Source organism: Variovorax sp. J31P207 (assembly GCF_030316965.1).
In the GTDB taxonomy this organism is placed as follows: Bacteria; Pseudomonadota; Gammaproteobacteria; order Burkholderiales; family Burkholderiaceae_C; genus Variovorax; species Variovorax ginsengisoli_B.
In genome coordinates, this window is record NZ_JASZYN010000001.1 from 317,730 (window position 1) to 334,885 (window position 17,156).

Consider the following 17,156-nt stretch of genomic DNA (forward strand, 5'->3'; position numbering starts at 1 on the left):
TAAGAAAAGTTAAATTAGCGACATGCGGGAACTGAGCCTCGACCATCTGCGCACCCTGGTCGCCATTGCCGACCTCGGGTCGCTGGCCAATGCCGCGCGCGCCCTTCATCTGGCGGCACCGACCGTCACCGTCCAGATCGCGGAACTGGAGTCGCGCCTGGGCGGCCAGTTGCTCGTTCGCGGGCGCGGGCCCGCGCAAGCGACCGCCCTGGGGGAGCGCTTCATCGCGCGTGCCCGCAGGCTGCTGGCGGACGCCGACGACGCCGTGGAGGACGTGCGGCGCCAGCTCGCCGGCCAGACGGGGCGCGTGCGCGTGGGCGCCTCGACGGGCGCCATTGCGCACCTGCTTCCGCCCGCGCTCGAACGCCTGGCCCGGCACCATCCCGGCATCGACGTCAACGTGCAGGTGCTGACGTCCAACGAAAGCATGGCCCGGCTCGCCGCAGGCAGCCTGGACCTGGCGGTCGTGGCGCTGCCGCAGGCGCCGGTGCGGGGTGTCCAGGTCACGCCGCTGCGGCGCGAGGCCGTGGTCGCCTTCCTGCCGGCGGCCTGGCAGGCACCCAGGCGGCTGACGCCGCAGTGGCTGGGCCAGCGACCGTTGATCATGAACGACGCCTCCACCCGCCTCTACCGGCTGACCGCGGAATGGTTCTCTGCGGCCGGCGTGCATTGCCGGCCGCGCATCGAGCTCAACTACAACGATGCGATCAGGACCCTGGTCGCCGCGGGCTACGGCGCGGCGCTGCTGCCGGCGGAATCGCACGAGCCCGCGCGGGACCCTCGCATCGCCGTCCGCCCGCTCAGCCCGGCGCTATGGCGGCAGCTGGGTCTCGCGGTCAGTGACCGGGGCGCCAGCGGACCGACGCGGTTCGTCCTGGACGCGTTGCTGCCCGAGAGGGATCCGGCCACGTGAGTCGGATGATCGGTGGCGATCGGCCTTGACGCGATGGCGCCTCCCGGTAGGATGGCCGCCAAACCACAGGAGACCTCCCATGAGCAGCGATCCGATCCGCGCAGGCCAACTCGAGATCCGCTACCTGGTCGACGGCTCGGCCAGCGGCGGGCTGGGCGTGTTCGAACTCACGGTGCCGCCCGGCTCCAACGTCCCGCCGGCCCACAGCCACCGTGACAACGAAGAGTTCTTCTATGTGGTCGAAGGCTCGATCACTTACACGGTCGACGCCGACACGCGCCAGCTCCAGCCGGGCGAATGGATGTCGACGCCGCGAGGCTCGGTGCACGGCTTCAAGAACGAAGGGACGCAGACGGCGCGCGCGCTCGTCGTCCTGACGCCGGACATCGGCGCGCAGTACTTCCGCGACGTGGCCGTCGTGGTCAATGCCGGCGGCCCGCCCGACCGGGCGAAGCTGATGGAAGTGATGTCGCGCTACGGGCTGAAGCCGGCGGCGCCCGCACAGACCTAGAGCCGCCGCACCTGCGTCGGCTGGCGCGACCAGTAGATGCCGTCGAGGCGGTCGAGGCGCACCTCGCCGCCGGTCGACGGCGCATGCACGAAGCGCCCTTCCCCGACGTAGATGCCCGCGTGCGACGGCGTGGCGGCACCGAACAGCACCAGGTCGCCCGAGCGGATCTCGGACACCGGCACCGGACGGCCGAAGGCGGCCATTCGGGCCACGGTGCGCGGCGTCGCCTGGCCCGCGCTCTGGCGGTACACGTAGCCGATCAGCCCGCTGCAATCGAAGCCGCCGGCCGGGGTGTTGCCGCCGTAGCGGTAGGGCGTGCCGACGAGGCCCAGCGCATGGATGGCGACATCGTTCGACTGTTCGGCCGAGAGCGCCGCGGGACCGGCCCCGGACATCGGCGGCGGCGGGCTCGCGCAGCCCAGCGCCAGCAGGCAGGCGGCCGTCGAAAGCAGGCGAACGAGGGTCGAGGCGAAGCGCGGGTTGCTCATGGTGACGGGTCGGATGATGCCAGCCCGCCATCGCCCCGCCGCAGCACGGCGACGATTTCCGCCACGATCGAGGCAGCGATCTCCGCCGGCCCGACGGCACCGATGCGCAGGCCCGCGGGCCCATGGATCCTGGCGGTGAGTTCGGGCGCGTGGCCCCGCTCGGCGAGCCGGGCGAGGCGCGCCGCATGCGTCCTTCGGCTGCCGAGCGCACCGACGTAGAAGGCCCGGCTGCCGATCGCCTCGGCCAGCCCGGGGTCGTCGATCTCGGGCGCGTGCGAAAGAAACACCACGGCGCAGCGCTCGTCCAGGTGCGCGTCGCGCAACGCGCGGGCGGCATCGTCGACGACCTGTCGCGCGCCGGGAAACGGCATCGCCTGCATGTGGCCGGGCCGCGGGTCGATGATGGTCACGCCGAATCCGACCAGCTTCGCCGCATCGAGCAGCGCCCGGGCCGCGCGGACGGCCCCGACCACGAAGAGCCGCAGCGGGGCATTGAAGACCTGGAACAGCACCTCGTCGCCGTCCACGCTCGCGATGCCGGTGTCGTCGGCGCGGGCCCGGTCGCGGGCCTCGGCCGCCCACGCATGCGCAGCGGCGCCGCTGGCGGGGAGGCAGGCGCGCAGGCCGTCCGAGAGCCGCGTGCACAGCACGACGCCCTGCCGGTCTTCGATGGCGCGCAGGGCCGCGCGCAACAGGTCGGCGTGGCCCGCGTCGCCTTCCGTGATCGCTTCGAGCCGGATCTCCAGGGCGCCGCCGCAGGCAAGCCCCGCGGTCGAGGCGGTCGCGTCGTCGACGGCGACGCCCAGCTTAGGGTCCGCACCCCGGTCCAGGACATCGAGCGCGGCCTGCGCGACCCGCGCATCGACCGGCGGGCCGAACAGCGACCCGAAGCGGACACCGTCGCCGCGCACCGCCATCTGGCTGCCGGCGCGCATCGGCGCAGTGGACCAGGCGCGCACGATCGTCGCCAGGGCCACATCGGCCGCGGCGTCCTTCCATGCGAGGGCCTGGCGCAGGATCGCCGCCGGGGCCGTGTCGGCGGACCCGGGGCTCGCGGCGGTCGGATCTTCATCGGGCATCGAGGACTCCTTCGGTCGGCATGTCGCTTGCTCCACGCCAAGAACCAAGAATAGACCAGCGCAGGCCCGACTCGGGCTGAAAATCGCCGGATCTTTCCCCTGGAGGCCCCATGCAGGTCCTTGACGCAGACACCACCCACATCGACGGCATCGTCGCCATCTACAACGACGCGGTGCGCAACACCACCGCCATCTGGAACGAGAAGACCGTCGACGCCGCCAATCGCGCGGCCTGGCTGGCCGAGCGGCAGCGCGTCGGCTACCCGGTGCTGGTGGCGATCGATGCCGAAGGCGGCGTCGCCGGCTACGCCTCGTTCGGCGACTGGCGCGCCTTCGACGGCTACCGCCACACGGTGGAGCATTCGGTGTACGTGCGCCAGGACTGCCGCGGCGCGGGCATCGGCAAGGCGCTCATGGTGGCCCTGATCGAGCGCGCGCGCGGCATCGGCAAGCATGTGCTGGTCGCCGCCATCGAGGCCAACAACACCGGCTCGATCGAACTGCACAAGAAGCTCGGCTTCGAACAGGTCGGCCTGATGAGCGAGGTCGGCACCAAGTTCGGCGTCTGGCTGGACCTGGTGTTCCTGCAGCTCAAGGTGGATGCGCGTACCGAGCCAGACGCCTTGCGCGCGCCCTGACGGCGGAATCTTCTAGTCAGTTGAGGACAGAGCAAAAACTGCTGCGCAGTTTTTGGTCTGTCCCGCAAAGTCTCAGTAGACCCTGCTGCGCAGCCGCAGCAGACCGAGCCCGAGCAGCACGAAGGCCGCGCCCGCGATGCGGTTGAACAGCCGCACCCGGCGCAGGTCGGAAAAGCTGTGCTTCATGCCGCGCGCCAGCAGCACGTAGAAGGCATGCGACAGCACGGTGAAAACGGCGAAGGTCGCCGTCAGCACGAAGAACTGCTCCGCCACCGGCGCGCCCGGCGTCAGGAACTGGGGGAACAGGGCCGAGAAGAACAGGATGCTCTTGGGGTTGGTCACGGCCACCGTGAGGCCATGCCCGAACAGCCGCAGGGTGGCGGGCGGCAAGGCTTCGTCCGGCCGGCGGGTGTCGGCGAAGGCGTTGGCGCCGCTGCGCCACTGCCGGATGCCGAGGTAGACCAGGTAGGCCGCACCGGCCAGCTTGAGCACCATGAACGCGGTGGCGGAACTGCTCAGCAGCACGCCGAGGCCGGCCATCGCGACGGCCGACACCAGGAACACGCCGACCGCATTGCCGAGCGAACCCCACATGGCGCGGCGAGGCCCGACCGACACCGAGTTGGAGACAGCCAGCAGCACAGCCGGGCCGGGCGTGAAGGCCATGAACAACGAAACACCGCAAAAGACGAGCCAGTTCGACCAGGTCACCATCACCCCTCAGTGACGCCACCCGCGCGGTGGCGTTTCAGGTCCCGATTGTCTTCGGACCGGGAAACCCCCGGCCCGCGGTCCGGAATCAGGGCGCCGATGCCACCACGCGCGCCACCTTGCCGCTGCGGCCGGCACGACCGGGTTCGCCGCTGCGGCAATGGATCCGCACCCCCGGCGCACCCTGGGATTCGAGAAACTCGCCCAGCACCTGCCGCGCCCGCCGCAGCGCCGGGCCGGCCGCCGAACCGCACAGCCCGGTGCGCAACAGCAATTCGCAGGGGCCCACCTGCACCAGTTGGAAATCGAACAGGCCGGCGCCCTCCTCCAGCATCGTGCTGAGTGCCAGTGGCAGCACGCTGACCGGGCCCGAGCGGGCGGCGCCCAGGTGCAGCGTGTCTTCGCAGCGGCCCTGGACCTCGATCACGGGCAGGCAGGAGCCGCAAGGACACCCGCCCGGGCAAACGGTCACGCGGTCGCCCAGGTCATAGCGGATCAGCGGCTGCACGTGATTCGCCAGGTTGGTGAGCAAGGTCGTCGCGGGCAGTTCGCCGGGCGCCACGGCGCGGCCTTGCGCGTCCACAGGTTCCAGGATCGCCCAGTCGCTGTTGAGGTGCATCCCGCCGTGGCCGCATTCGAAGGCCAGCGAGAGGAATTCCGACGCGCCGTAGCTGTTGGCCACCGGGCAGCCGAAGGCCTGCTGCACGAAGTCGCGCTCGGCCGCCGACAGGTCTTCGCCACCGGTCCAGATCTCGCCCGGCGACGCCCGCAGCCGCCCCCCGATGCGCTCTTCGGCCAGCAGCACCGCCGCACTCGGATAGGTGGCGATCACGGTCGGCGCCAGCGCGTTCAGTTGCTCGACCAGGCGCGCGACCGGCTGCAGGAACGAGATCCCGTGCAGGCGCTGCGCCAGCGCCGGATTGAGGCGCCGCAGCCGCTCGATCGAGACGGTGCTGGCGAAGTGGCCGCTGGTCGCGCCGACGAAGGCGATGCGGTCGGCGAGGCCCCACGGGTCCAGCCAGCGCTGCAGTGGCCGCAGCACGGGCCGCCGCAGCGCCTCCAGCGCGTCGTAGACCGCCATCGCGGCCGCGTCCTGCACGAAGATGGCGGGCTCCCCGGTGCTGCCCGAACTCTCCCATACCGCGTAGCGGCCAAGGAAGGGCTCGGCGATGCGCCGGCGGTCGGCCACGAAGCGGCGCAGGGCGTCCAGCCGCAGGCAGGGATCGGCGACCCAGCCGTCGAAATCGCCCATCAGCGCGGCCTTGTGCGCGACCGGCAGGTCCGCCAGCTGCAGCCGGTCCGGCGCGCGGCCGTCGAGCAGGCGCCGGTAGGTCGGCGAGTGCAGGCGGGCCGAAGCGAGCAGCCGGCCCAGGCGCGCCGCCTGCCGGGCGGCGATCGACGCCGCCGGCGCACGCGCGGCCAGCGCAACGTCCAGCGCGACCGAGCCCGACAACCAGGGGTCGACCGGCGGCGGCATCAGGTGGCCTCCCTAGAGCTTCTCCTTCACGAAACCGGCGGCGTTCTCGTCGGCGCCGGGCTGGCCCTCGTCCGAATGGGGGTTCGTCGGGTCGGCGTCGGTGGGGAATTCAGGCTCCACGGGCAGCTGCCCGGGGTCGTCCTCGGAGGGGACTTTGGGAGTGGACATGGGACTGATCCTCGGACTGCGGAAGAACGCCCATTTTGAGCCGCCGGCGGCAAGAAATACAGACGAACAGTCGGCATCAGTCGCAGGCCCGCTTCGCGCGCCAATTCCACAGCGCGCCGAAGGCCATCAGCAAGCAGGTGGCGAGGAACACGGTCGGCATCCCGAAATGGCCGCCGACGAAGCCGCCCAGCAGCGGCCCCGCGACCTGACCGGTGTACTGCGCGGAAATCGAATAGCCCAGCATGCTGCCGGCGGTGCCCTCGGGCACGCTGTGCCGGATCACGCTGGCGATGCACGGCAGCAGCCCGCCGAGCGACAGGCCCATCAGGAAGCGCAGCCCGACCAATTGCCAGCCCGAGGTGACGAAGGCCTGCGGCACCAGCAGCACGGCCGACATCGCAAGGCAGCCGATGATCACGTTCCAGTGGCCGACCCGATCGGCCAGCTTGCCGAGCCGGGAGGCCGACAGGATGCTGCCCAGCGCGGCCGCCGACATCACGAAGCCGGCCATCACCGTGACGCGCGCGGGCTCGGCCACCAGCTGCGCGACGTAGACCGTGATGATCGGCTCGATCGACATGTTGGCCAGCATCAGCAGCATCCCGGTCAAGAGCATCGCGGTGACGGGCCGCTTGTCGGGCACCGCGGCCCAGCCGCCGGCCGGCTTGGCGTCGGCCTTGGCACGCGCCGGGCGGCGCTCCTCCCGGACCATGAACAGCGTGGCCAGGAAGGCGACGAAGATCACCGCGCCAGCGCCGAAGAAGGTCCAGCGGATGCCGATCAGCGGCGGCAGGACGCCGCCGATCAGCGGGCCGACCAGGCTGCCGGCCATGACCGCGGACGACAGGGTGCCCAGGGCCCAGCCTGAGCGCTCCTTCGGCGTCTGGGTCGCGATCAGCACGGTCGAGCCCGAGGCATAGCCGCCCAGCAGGCCGGCGAGCAGCCGCAGGCCGACCAGTTGCCAGACGTCCTGCGCCAGGCCGATCAGCGCCATCGCGACGGCCATGCCCAGGCTGGCGCGGATCAGCATCAGCTTGCGGCCGTAGCGGTCGGCCAGCCGGCCCCACAGCGGCGCCACCAGCGCGGCGCTGAAGAAGGTCGCGCCGTAGGCCGCGCCCGACCAGCGGACGATGGCCGCGGGATCGCGCACGCCGAGCTGCTCGACGTAGAGCGGCAGGAAGGGCAGCAGCAGCGTCATCGCCACGATGGTGGTGAACGAGCCGAACATGCAGACGACGAGGTTGCGCCGCCAGTGTTGGGCGGCCGGGTCGGCAAGGGTGCGAGGGGAACTGGCGGCGGAAATATCGGACATGAATGGCGGCGGGAGTCGCATTCATTGTCCCGCTGCATGCCCGCGGCGCGCATGCCATCTGGCGATGGGCCCCTTCGCGGAGCGATCAGCGCGCGCCGTCGGCGATGGTGATGGCCACCTTGCCGAAACGGTCGACGGCGCCCAGTCGGTCGAGTGCCGCGTGGGCCTCGGCCATCGGAAACGCCGCATCGATCACGGGACGCAGGCCGGTGCGCCGGACCAGCGACAGCAAGGCCGCGAACTCGTCGAGATCGCCCAGCGTCGAGCCCAGGATCTGGAGCTGGCGGATGAAGATGCGGCGCAGGTCCGCCGGCGGCTGGTCGCCGCTGGTGGCGCCGCAGGTCACGAGCCGGCCACCGCGCACCAGCGACTTCATGGCGCCGGACCAGACCGCGGCACCCACGTTCTCGATCACGACATCGACGCCGCGGCCGCCGGTGAGCGCCATCACCTCCTTCGCCACGTCGCGGGTCGCGCTGTCGATCGCATGGTCAGCGCCCATCTGCAGGGCGCGCTGCAGCTTGGCGTCGGTGCGCGACGTGACGATGACCCTGGCGCCGGCCAGCCGGGCCAGCTGCAGGGCCGCCAGCGAGACGCCGCCGCCGATGCCGAAGATCAGCACCGTCTCCCAGGGCTTGATCTGCGCCTTGGTGAACAGCATCCGCCAGGCCGTGAGGTGGTTGACCCCCAGCGCCGCGGCCTCGGCGTGGCTCAGGTGCGCAGGCATCGGGAACACGTTGCGGGCCGGCACGCTGACGTATTCGGCCAAGGTGCCGTCGCGATGCTCTCCCAGGTACTGGATCGCGGTGCACAGCACACCTTGGCCGCGCTGGCAGAACTCGCAACGGCCGCAGGCGATGCCCGGATGCAGCACGACCTGCTGGCCGGGCGCCAGAAGAGGCTCGTCCGCATCCACCTCCTCCACGATCCCGGCGCCGTCGAGTCCCATGATCTGGGGCAGCCGATGCGTGATGCCCGCGCCGCTGTCGCGCATGTAGAGATCGACCTGGTTGAGCGTGGCCGCCTGGAGGCGCACCAGCACCTCGCCCGGCCCACGCATCGGCCTCGGCCGCTCGCCGACGGCGACGACCTCGTTGCCGCCGTGGCCGGTGATGAAGACTGCCTGCATGCGGTGCTCCTCGTGGGATGTGGATCAGCCGTGCCGGAACACCGGCTGGCGCTTCTCGAGAAAGGCGTTCATGCCTTCGTGTGCGTCCTCGCTGGCAAAGCGCGCATGGAGCTGCCGGCGCTCGAACAGGATGCCTTCGGTCAACGAAGCCTCCCAGGCCCGGTTCACCGACTCCTTGATCGCCATCAGCGCGGGCAGCGAAAAGCCGGCGATGCGCGCCGCGAGTTCCATCGCCTCGGGCAGCAGGCGCTCGTCGCTCACGACCCGCGAAACCAGCCCGCAGCGGTCGGCCTCGGCGGCGTCCAGCGTGCGGGCCGACAGGCACATGTCCATGGCCTTGGCCTTGCCGATGGCGCGCGGCAGCCGCTGGGTGCCACCCGCGCCGGGCATCATGGCCAGCTTGATCTCGGGCAGCGCAAAGCGCGCCGACTCGGCGGCGATGACGATGTCGCAGGCCAGCGCGAGCTCGCAGCCGCCGCCCATCGCGACACCCGCCACCGCGGCGATCACCGGCTTGCGCACCCGGCGGATGGTTTCCCAGTTGCGCGTGATGAACTCGCCCTGGTGGACGTCCATGTAGCCCCAGTCCGCCATCGCCGCGATGTCCGCGCCGGCCGCGAAGGCCTTCGCGCTGCCGGTGATCACGATGGCGCCGATGTCGGCGTCGGCGTCGAATCCGAGCAGCGCCGCGCCGAGCGCGTCCATCAGTGCGTCGTCGAGCGCATTCATCTGCCGCGGCCGGGCCAGCGTGATGAGGCCGACCCGACCGTGGGCCTGCGTGAGGATGGGTTGTTCGTGCATGCCGGTCCCGTGTCAATCCACCACGATCTTCTGCTGTTTGATCAGCGCCGACAACAAGGCGCCCTCGTCGGCCAGCAGGCGGCGGCGAATGGACGATGAGGTGAACATGTTGTTTCCTAGGCGGTGGTGCGGAGCAGCAGCAGTGTTGCTAGCTATTTAAGTCGTAAACGCTGGCCATATTGGGGGCGTGCCCCAGAGGTTCGTTCGCGCCACAGCCAGTCGTAAACGCCGTTCCAGAAACTCACACGAGGTCCCAATAGGGTCGCAAACAATGGTCGAGAGTGCAATGATACGGTTTACCAGACCTCTAATTTTGCCGGATGAAATAGTCTGGGGCTACGACAGTTGGTTTCGCGCTATCAATTTTCTAGCACCGGGAGATTACCAGGGTAAAAAGACGAAAGATCTTCTTGGAAGGCCGGGTCTAGAGGGATTCAAGCGCGCAGCAATTCTCGCTCAGGTGTCAGGGTTGACTGCGAGCGATTTTGCAGCTCAACACTCAATGGTGGCGTTGAGCGGAATTTCCTGCCGAAATAGATGGGAAAATCCCGAACGACGGGGCCAGATATTCCACCATCTACGGCCATATGTCTATTGGTGTAAAAAATGCGCCAGCATCGATTTTCACACGGGTACACGAAGCTATTGGCACAGGACGCACCAAATTCCCGGGATGTACTGGTGTCCTATACATCCAAGAGTGCAGCTTTCGCGAGCACCGTTGAGCGCCTACGAAACGCAACCAGAATTCGCTGAAAATCTAGCGCCTTCAAAAACGGAAGAGAAGATGATTAGAGATTGCAGAAGTCATCCAGCCGTTGCCAACTATTCGAAAATATGTCAGGTGATGCTATATTTAGGGAAGCCTTTTATCAATGTCGTGGTGCGTTTTTCGATTCTTCGGCAATCAGCACGTCTCGGAGTCAAGATCGCCTCGAGCCTACAAGGAATCGACCTCGCCGAAAAAGTCCTAACCACCTATCCATCGGATTGGATGCGTGAGGTCGCCGATTACAATCGTGTCCGCAAGACGTGCGACCTGTTTCTCGGAAGTCAAGTTCCCTATATGCCCGGGTATGTTCTGGCGTTGATCGGAGGGTCACTATGGACGAAGCCGATGGATGCGGTGTTTGCATTTGAAAATGCCAGACCTCAAACCGCACCAGGGTTTAGGAGGCACTCATACTATTTTTACAGGTCGGTTCCGTTGGCGAGGCCACCGTCGCGACATTGATAACGGATCGTTACCCTCACCTCCGATGAGAGGAGTATGAACGAGGTCGCGCCATCCCGCTGCCTTCTTAATGGGACGTGCAGGCCGATGCTTTTCATCTAGTGATGCGATACCAGCGCCAAAGTCGCCTTGGTGCGGCCCGCAGACCTAAGCGAGCTTGTCACCTGGGCTCAACGCCAGCAGCGATAGCCCGCCTCGCAGGAAGGGCCATGATGCGAACGACCAAGCGGTTTACAACGACAACTCTCGCCCGATTCCTCCGAGAAGGCCGTGGGTTGGGCGCTTACCTAGACTACGTTCCTTGGCATGGCGTTTCCCGAGGCGATCCCGCAAGCAGGGGTCGCTCTCATCTTCATCTTTGGCGCGGTCGACAGCAAGCTCTATTGAGCGATGGGGAATGGGATTGTCTGCTATTTACGAGTTTGGATTCCACCGTTAAGGATAGCACCGAACAGCGACCTCTTTCGCTCGACTCTGCCATTCACGATTTGTCGGCCTACATGATGGTCGATCCGCGAAAAAAGTATCTCGGAACCTTAGAGTTAGCCGAATTATTGGGCATCAAGCACCCTGTAATCAGAGAGGGCGCCGATACCAAGCCATGGACACTCTCGACTGATCGCTTGATCGTTTACGGTCCCGCAGGCAATTGCAGCCGGGAGCTTTCTGCCTTGGCAGTCGGCGCCAAACCCAACAAGAAGATAACCCCTCGAGAACGACAACTCCTTTCATTGGAAAGGAGCTACTGGCAAATCAGAGGCGTTCCTTGGATTTTTTTCACGCGCGAGCTATATGACCCTCGCGTGAGCGATCTTCTCAGATCTGCTGCTGCCTGGGCAATTGATAAAGAAGCGGGAGAAGAATCGAGAGCGATCGCGCAGGCCATTCATCGTCTTCATCAGGCGTCGCCACTTTATATCAATTTGCAAAGAATGGCTTCCAAATTGGGCAGCATGGAACTGGCCCAACGGGCATTCTGGCAATCGGTCTGGGAAGAGGCCCTATCAATTGACATGCGAATGGGCTGGAATTTGAATTTTCCCTACCCACTACTTCCCCTGTCGGATTTTCGAGAGCTCAATCCAATCACGATGAGGAGATCATCATGGAGTTGATGCAAAACGGTGTGATTCGTATCACCGCAGCTGAGCCTTTGAATGGTACCTTTCGGATCGTAGCAATCGGGAAAGACTGTGACAGTTGCGCTTTGGCGTGTATAGCCGCCCCAGCCAGCGCAATTAAACCCTCGCACGGTGGCAGGAAGCATTTGGAGGTTACCAAAAATCCCCGCAAAAGGCCTCCCCAGCCGCTCGTCGGAAAACTCATTTGGACCACCGTGACCAAACTCGAGAAACTGAGCGCCGAAGCTCAGGTTTTGCAGGTGGACCTGCTCAATGACTCTCGGTACTACAACATCAAGCCACGTCCAATGGATGACTCGGCGAGCAAGGAGTTTGAGGAAAAGGACGGTGACCCATACGAAAACGAAGACCACAAGGCGCGCTGCCTTGCGATGGCGATCTTCCTCGACATTGAGGGCCTCCAAGAGCAACTCCTGAAGACGCGTTCTCTTGCGGGCCTCGTCGAGGCCGCAAAAACTGAAAGCGGGCGCGCCGCGTGCACTATCTATAAGTACTTTTCGCTGCTCTGTCGCTATGGCTTCGAGGAGAGCAGCCTGATTGACCGCTACTTCAGATCTGGCGCGCGGGGTATCTCACGGCCATGTGATCCAGGGGGTCGCAAGAAGGCCGGTCGCTGGACGAACAAGCAGCGAAAGCACTACGCCGAGACACAGAAAATCTTACCGCCTGAACAACCTGGTATTTGCACAGATTGGCAGGCACTCATCTTGGCCGGCGATGCCTTGATCCAGTGTCCAAAGCCGGATTATCCGGACAGGGCCCAGATGATTCTCGATAGTCATTTCTTCACGCAGTGCAAGGAAGTCGATGGCTGCTTGGTGCCAATCCCGCTACCGAAGGGCGCCTATCCATCGAGACGGCAGATCGCAAGGTTCCTCGAACGCCAAACGGATCGTCTCGTTCGACTAGCGCAGAGCACTACCGAAGGACACATGACCAGGGCCAAGCGTGGCCTGAAGGCGCGAAGCTGGAAGGGAGTTCCCGGACCGGGCCACACGTATGCCATCGACAGTTCAGTCGGCGATGTGTACCTCCGATCGACAGTGAACCGCGCATGGTTTGTCGGTCGACCGATCGTCTATATCGTCGTCGACGTTTGGTCGACAGCGATCGTAGGCTTCCACGTCTGCCTTAGCGGTCCCAGTTGGGCGACGGCCAAGCTCGCGATCTTCTCCGCGGCGGCGCCGCCAAGCCTGATGGGTGAACTCTGGCATTACGTGCCGATCATGAGCCTGCACCCATCCCCTACTCTTTCCTACTATCTCTGGTGCGACCGCGGCGAGTACCTGAGCAAAGGGGCAAAGCAATTCGGTGTGGAATTGGAAGTGCACTTGCAATACATGCCGCCATACCGCCCAGACCTTCGAGGCATCAACGAGGTCCTCCATCGCGTGGCGAAGAACAAGATCTTCTTATTCGTGCCTGGAGCAATTGATGCGCGACGTCCCGAGTATGAATTGAAGCATTTCAATCCAAAGGAAGGGGTCCTCACGGTTCCGGAGTTCGCCACCTACCTTTATATCATATTCACGCTCTACAACTTGAACGCCGATCGGAGCAAGCGGCTAGATACCAACATGCTGCAAGCAGGCGTGTTCCCGTCGCCTGCCGGACTCTGGAGCTATGGGCACGCCATTGGCGCTGGGGTGCAGCGAGCGACGACTCTTCCACAGCTCATCACATCACTCTTGCCGGGAGATCGCACCGCGATCATCACCCGAAGCGGCGTTAACTTCGCAGGCTTGGATTATTCTTGCCCCCAAATCGAAGAAGAACAATGGACTGCGTATGCAAGAAATTTTGGGAGGAGCGAAATTCCAGCTCTGAATTTCCCTGGAACGGTCTCCAGAATTTGGACGCCCAATCCCTCAGGCAACGGGCTGCTAGATCTTCAGCTTTCCGATTTCACGAGGGCCACACGCTTTCAGACGTTGGATGACGTCATGGATGCCTTCTATTTCGGGTCCTTGAATAATGCCGATTATGAACACCGTCGTGTCGTGCTGAACAATCAACTTGGTCAAATCTCGAAACTGATAATCTCACAGGCAGAAGCATTGACGAACGAAACTCTCTCTTTTCCTCAAGAAATTCCCAACGTCACCAAGGCTCGGAAAATCGAAGTAGAAAAAAACGCAGGCCTTCACCCTTCGACTGTGATCGGCGACGAGGCGAAAATCGAGGAATCCGATCACGCGCATATCGCAATGATGAACAAAATTCTTGGAAGGATGTCCCATGCAAAAGTCAGCCATCATTGACCCCTCAGATTTGAATCCATATGGAGAAAATATTCTAATTGGCCCATTAGGATCGATCCTCTCTCCTGCGCGAACCTTGGAACTAATGACGGTTATACCTCAACTTCCAGCACTAATTGAATCGATACCTCGGCACCTGAGACTGCATTGGGTGATGTTCATACGCAATCTGTATCTTCCGCCAGGCCAAGCAACCCCTCTTGCAGCCACAGTCGATGTAATGATCAGAGAAGGTTACAGCCACCGAAATCCGGCGGACGCTCGCACATGGGCCCAGCTTTCCGGGTACAGCACCTTGAAAGGGCTCAAAGCCGCCCCTGCGTCGGCAGCTGTACTTGGGGGCGACAGTGGAACCGGAAAGACTGAAACATTTAAGCAGATATTTGGGCTTTATCCTCAAGTCATTAAGCACCAATCATACCCGGGCATCATTGGCCATCATTTGCAAGTTGTCCACCTGTCGGTCAATGTGCCGGCAGGAGGACGGTCTCCCGATTTGGCCCGCGCCTTGGGAACCCAGTGGGACTTGGCTACGCAAGGAAATCGCTTTTCGCGATTCGTAGATCTCAAAAAGCCCAACGGACAACAGATGCTGGACGAGTGGTCGCTGGTCGCCAGGGCAGAATCGCTCGGAATCTTGCATCTTGATGAGATACAGAATCTCTTTCATATTCCAACCCTTGAAGAGCGAAGAAGGAAAAAGGCGCCAGAACAACCTGGTCCAATGTTGCGTATAAGCGACGACAACGCCCTTAAATGGCTTCTCACTTTTATAAACTCGGGTATTCCTACTGTCACGAGCGGCACATACGATGGTATAGGCGCATTGACAAAACGCCTTAGCACTATGGAGCGCGTTTCCACGATGGGGTACTACTCTTTGGAGCGATTCAATAGCATCGATCCGAAATCCTATTTCAGAAGGATATTTTTCAAACAGTTGCTCAAGCTCCAGTTCGTTAAGGACCGCATTGAAGACAGTGACGAACTTGCGCGCGTCGTCATTGATCGCACTGCTGGAATCCAGCGGCTTATCATTGCTCTGTGGATTGCCGCGCACCGCGTTGCATTTGACCGAGCTGCCGCTTCACGCTGCAAGGTTGACAACCTCCTTCTGCAGGACTTCAAAACGGCAGCGGATACCTACCTGAAGCTGCTGCAACCCTGCGTCAAGGCGCTCTTGTCCAACACGCCCGATGCGAGATCTCGTTACGAGGACTTGGTGCCCCGAGACGATGACTTCTGGGCCCTCTTTTGGAACAAGGTCGGAACGATTTGAGCTTGGCTATCCAATGCATGTCTCTGTGACGATGGGCGAACCGTTCATGGCTTCCCGTGGCGCAAGCTGCCTGAGTTTCGGCCTCCTCGGTTGGCACACGATGAATCATTCACTGCGCAGCCTCCAACGGCGATCCAAGGCCAATGACCTCACCTTATCGAAGACCCGTTCACACCTCGCCCCAATGCGGCATCCACGACCTGGCGCGTTAGCGGCAGTCGATCGAGCACCCGAAGCTTCGCCTTCACCTCCGGTACGGCTTGGCAGATCTGCCAGAGATGCCACCGATCCCCAGACCTTGTCATTGCCAGTTCATCCAGCGCGCGTTGAACCTGCGCGCTCAGAACCAGATCTCGCGCGGGCCACGACACCCCTTTACGCCTTCCGAAATCCATCTTCACGCGAGGAGGCTTGTGCTGGTCCAGCCACGCGCGGTCCTGACGATAGAGCCGCGTGTATGCGGCGGACTCGAGCATCCGCACGCGCTGGAGCCCGAGGTGTCCGTGCTTTTCTACGGCATACAGCCATCGCTGCCGCGCACGGTCGAGCACCTGTTGGTCACGGGCTTCGGTCCAGGTGTCCAAGAGATCAGGCTCTGTGCGCAGGAGGTCATAAATGGTCGTCTTTGAAACCTTGTATTTGACAGAGAGGACCTGCGCACCGCTGCCAGCCGCCAACTTGGTGATCAGTTGTTGTCGCAACTTGCCCTTGACGAGCCAGGGTCCGCGCCGCGTCGCTACACGCCCGGCGTCCGCCATCGTAGTCGTCAAGTCACTGCCTTCTGACACTCGCAGTATTCCCCCTGACAGACCTGTCCCTTGCGGCTTCTCGGTGCGTATCGAGGCGGAACGCGCCTCTGGAGCCCCTTCAATGCGGTATTGAGCAAGGTTCGTAGCGCCCAGATCTTGACCGACATCCACGGGATCATCAGGGAGTTCGGCATACGCATCGAAGAAGGTCGCGGCGTCCCGAAAGAGCCAACTAATCATCAATATGTGTCGCAGCGGATGAATGCTAGAGCGAGTCGGCCGAAGCAAGCGCTCCATATTGGCACGGACCTCGTCCAAGTTTGATGGAAAGGCTCCAAGCTCCGGAGCCACTGGACGCACGGACAAACTATGTGACAACAGATCGTTGGCCACGCTCCCGATTCGGACGCGTCCCCCCGGCGTGACAAGACCTAGCTGATCCAGCTTCCTAATGTAAAGAGGCCGCAATCGAGGTACTCCTATGCGGCCACCCCACTCTGTCAGCTCAACAATTAGTCTGGCGAAGATCGATGCCTGCTCGGTCGGTTCATCGATTCCGAAGGAGCCCGTTGCAAGTCGGGCTCTAAGTTGCTCCTTCGCTGGCAGCTGCCACTGAAACCTCCCCAGGCCAGTCGACTTCAACAGCGACTCGCGAAGCATCATCTCGTGCTTCCTACAAACCCACACGCCCGGATACTGATGTTCCAGATGCCAGTACGGCCATCCTTTAGATTCGACGTCGTCGTCAATGCATGCAAGGCACGCCTTCAGCGGATGATTCGTACCAAACCGACTCGCGCATAGACCAAGGCGAAATCTCAGGTGCGCGACGCTGTCTCCGGCCATCGCATCGACGCACTCGTTCACATTTTCTTCACGCAAGAAGGTCGCGTAGAACTTGAGCAACGTTCGTTGCTGCGCGAGGTCGTGCGCGGCACCCCACGCCGAATCCGTTCGGATGGCGAGCTCTGCCAGGTGGTTGGGCAAATCGTGATGCGTCCCAGCAAGAGGTGCGCCAAACAGCCGCTCGCAAGTTTCTGAAGCATGTCTGAAACCCCAGAACCGGTGCTGGCGGCTGCACAAGCTGTATAGACTCTCGTCAGGCAACCAACACAGCAACGAAAGTTGGTCTGAGGTTCTCATAGTGTGAACTCTCCACTCGCTAGCCAGCCCTAGCTGTAAGACGTCCCGCCCGGCACCCTCTGCGAATCCGGCACCGAACTGGCCACGGTACTCCTCCGCATGGAAGGGCGCAACTTCCCCC

General features: G+C 63.6%; 15 protein-coding genes. 6 read left to right on the forward strand and 9 right to left on the reverse strand.

The window, feature by feature from the left end; all coding sequences use genetic code 11:
• The first annotated feature begins 22 nt into the window (after positions 1-22).
• The gene (locus tag QTI68_RS01505) at positions 23-913 is read left to right on the forward strand and encodes a LysR family transcriptional regulator (protein ID WP_286519196.1); all 891 of its coding nucleotides are present in this window, start codon (positions 23-25) and stop codon (positions 911-913) included.
• 79 nt (positions 914-992) lie between these two features.
• Entirely contained in the window at positions 993-1,424 is a 432-nt protein-coding gene (locus QTI68_RS01510; protein ID WP_286519197.1) for a cupin domain-containing protein, read from the forward strand.
• On the opposite strand, the gene QTI68_RS01515 is transcribed toward QTI68_RS01510, so the two are convergent.
• Both QTI68_RS01515 and QTI68_RS01520 read right to left on the reverse strand, forming a co-directional pair.
• Positions 1,421-1,912: a C40 family peptidase gene (locus QTI68_RS01515; protein WP_286519199.1), complete on the reverse strand. Its 492-nt coding sequence runs from the start codon at positions 1,910-1,912 to the stop codon at positions 1,421-1,423. The genes QTI68_RS01510 and QTI68_RS01515 overlap by 4 nt on opposite strands.
• Positions 1,909-2,991, reverse strand: a complete 1,083-nt coding sequence (locus QTI68_RS01520; protein ID WP_286519200.1) for an XdhC family protein — start codon at positions 2,989-2,991, stop codon at positions 1,909-1,911. The genes QTI68_RS01515 and QTI68_RS01520 overlap by 4 nt, the downstream gene beginning before the upstream one ends.
• Positions 2,992-3,101: 110 nt before the next feature.
• On the opposite strand from QTI68_RS01520, the gene QTI68_RS01525 reads away from it, so the two are divergent.
• Entirely contained in the window at positions 3,102-3,629 is a 528-nt protein-coding gene (locus QTI68_RS01525) for a GNAT family N-acetyltransferase (RefSeq protein WP_286519203.1), read from the forward strand.
• Positions 3,630-3,701: 72 nt separating this feature from the next.
• Here QTI68_RS01525 and QTI68_RS01530 read toward each other — a convergent pair whose 3' ends face one another.
• The 6 genes from QTI68_RS01530 to QTI68_RS01555 all read right to left on the reverse strand — a co-directional run bounded on the left by QTI68_RS01530 (position 3,702) and on the right by QTI68_RS01555 (position 9,227).
• Entirely contained in the window at positions 3,702-4,340 is a 639-nt protein-coding gene (locus QTI68_RS01530; protein WP_286520189.1) for a LysE family translocator, read from the reverse strand.
• Between the two features lie 88 nt (positions 4,341-4,428).
• Positions 4,429-5,817 carry a phenylacetate--CoA ligase family protein gene (locus tag QTI68_RS01535; protein ID WP_286519205.1) on the reverse strand — a complete coding sequence of 463 codons (1,389 nt, stop codon included), beginning with the start codon at positions 5,815-5,817 and terminating at the stop codon, positions 4,429-4,431.
• A gap of 12 nt (positions 5,818-5,829) precedes the next feature.
• Complete coding sequence (locus QTI68_RS01540) at positions 5,830-5,985, reverse strand: hypothetical protein (RefSeq protein ID WP_286507973.1); 156 nt, start codon at positions 5,983-5,985, stop codon at positions 5,830-5,832.
• Between the two features lie 76 nt (positions 5,986-6,061).
• Complete coding sequence (locus QTI68_RS01545; RefSeq protein WP_286519206.1) at positions 6,062-7,297, reverse strand: MFS transporter; 1,236 nt, start codon at positions 7,295-7,297, stop codon at positions 6,062-6,064.
• Positions 7,298-7,382: 85 nt separating this feature from the next.
• Complete coding sequence (locus tag QTI68_RS01550) at positions 7,383-8,426, reverse strand: zinc-binding dehydrogenase (RefSeq protein WP_286519208.1); 1,044 nt, start codon at positions 8,424-8,426, stop codon at positions 7,383-7,385.
• 24 nt (positions 8,427-8,450) lie between these two features.
• Positions 8,451-9,227: an enoyl-CoA hydratase gene (locus QTI68_RS01555; RefSeq protein ID WP_286519209.1), complete on the reverse strand. Its 777-nt coding sequence runs from the start codon at positions 9,225-9,227 to the stop codon at positions 8,451-8,453.
• Between the two features lie 1,656 nt (positions 9,228-10,883).
• On the opposite strand from QTI68_RS01555, the gene QTI68_RS01560 reads away from it, so the two are divergent.
• Genes QTI68_RS01560 through QTI68_RS01570 form a run of 3 tightly spaced genes read left to right on the forward strand, consistent with a single transcriptional unit; the run spans position 10,884 to position 15,143 of the window.
• Positions 10,884-11,576: a PDDEXK family nuclease gene (locus tag QTI68_RS01560; RefSeq protein ID WP_286519210.1), complete on the forward strand. Its 693-nt coding sequence runs from the start codon at positions 10,884-10,886 to the stop codon at positions 11,574-11,576.
• Positions 11,567-13,864, forward strand: coding sequence for a TnsB C-terminal domain-containing protein (locus QTI68_RS01565; protein ID WP_286519211.1), 2,298 nt, complete (start codon positions 11,567-11,569; stop codon positions 13,862-13,864). Before QTI68_RS01560 ends, QTI68_RS01565 begins: the two co-directional genes overlap by 10 nt.
• Positions 13,842-15,143 (forward strand): AAA family ATPase, encoded by a 1,302-nt coding sequence (locus QTI68_RS01570; RefSeq protein ID WP_286519212.1) that lies wholly within the window; start codon positions 13,842-13,844, stop codon positions 15,141-15,143. Before QTI68_RS01565 ends, QTI68_RS01570 begins: the two co-directional genes overlap by 23 nt.
• Positions 15,144-15,292: 149 nt before the next feature.
• Here the strand turns inward: QTI68_RS01570 and QTI68_RS01575 are convergent, their stop codons facing one another.
• Positions 15,293-17,035 carry a TnsD family Tn7-like transposition protein gene (locus QTI68_RS01575; RefSeq protein ID WP_286519214.1) on the reverse strand — a complete coding sequence of 581 codons (1,743 nt, stop codon included), beginning with the start codon at positions 17,033-17,035 and terminating at the stop codon, positions 15,293-15,295.
• Between the last annotated feature and the right edge of the window lie 121 nt (positions 17,036-17,156).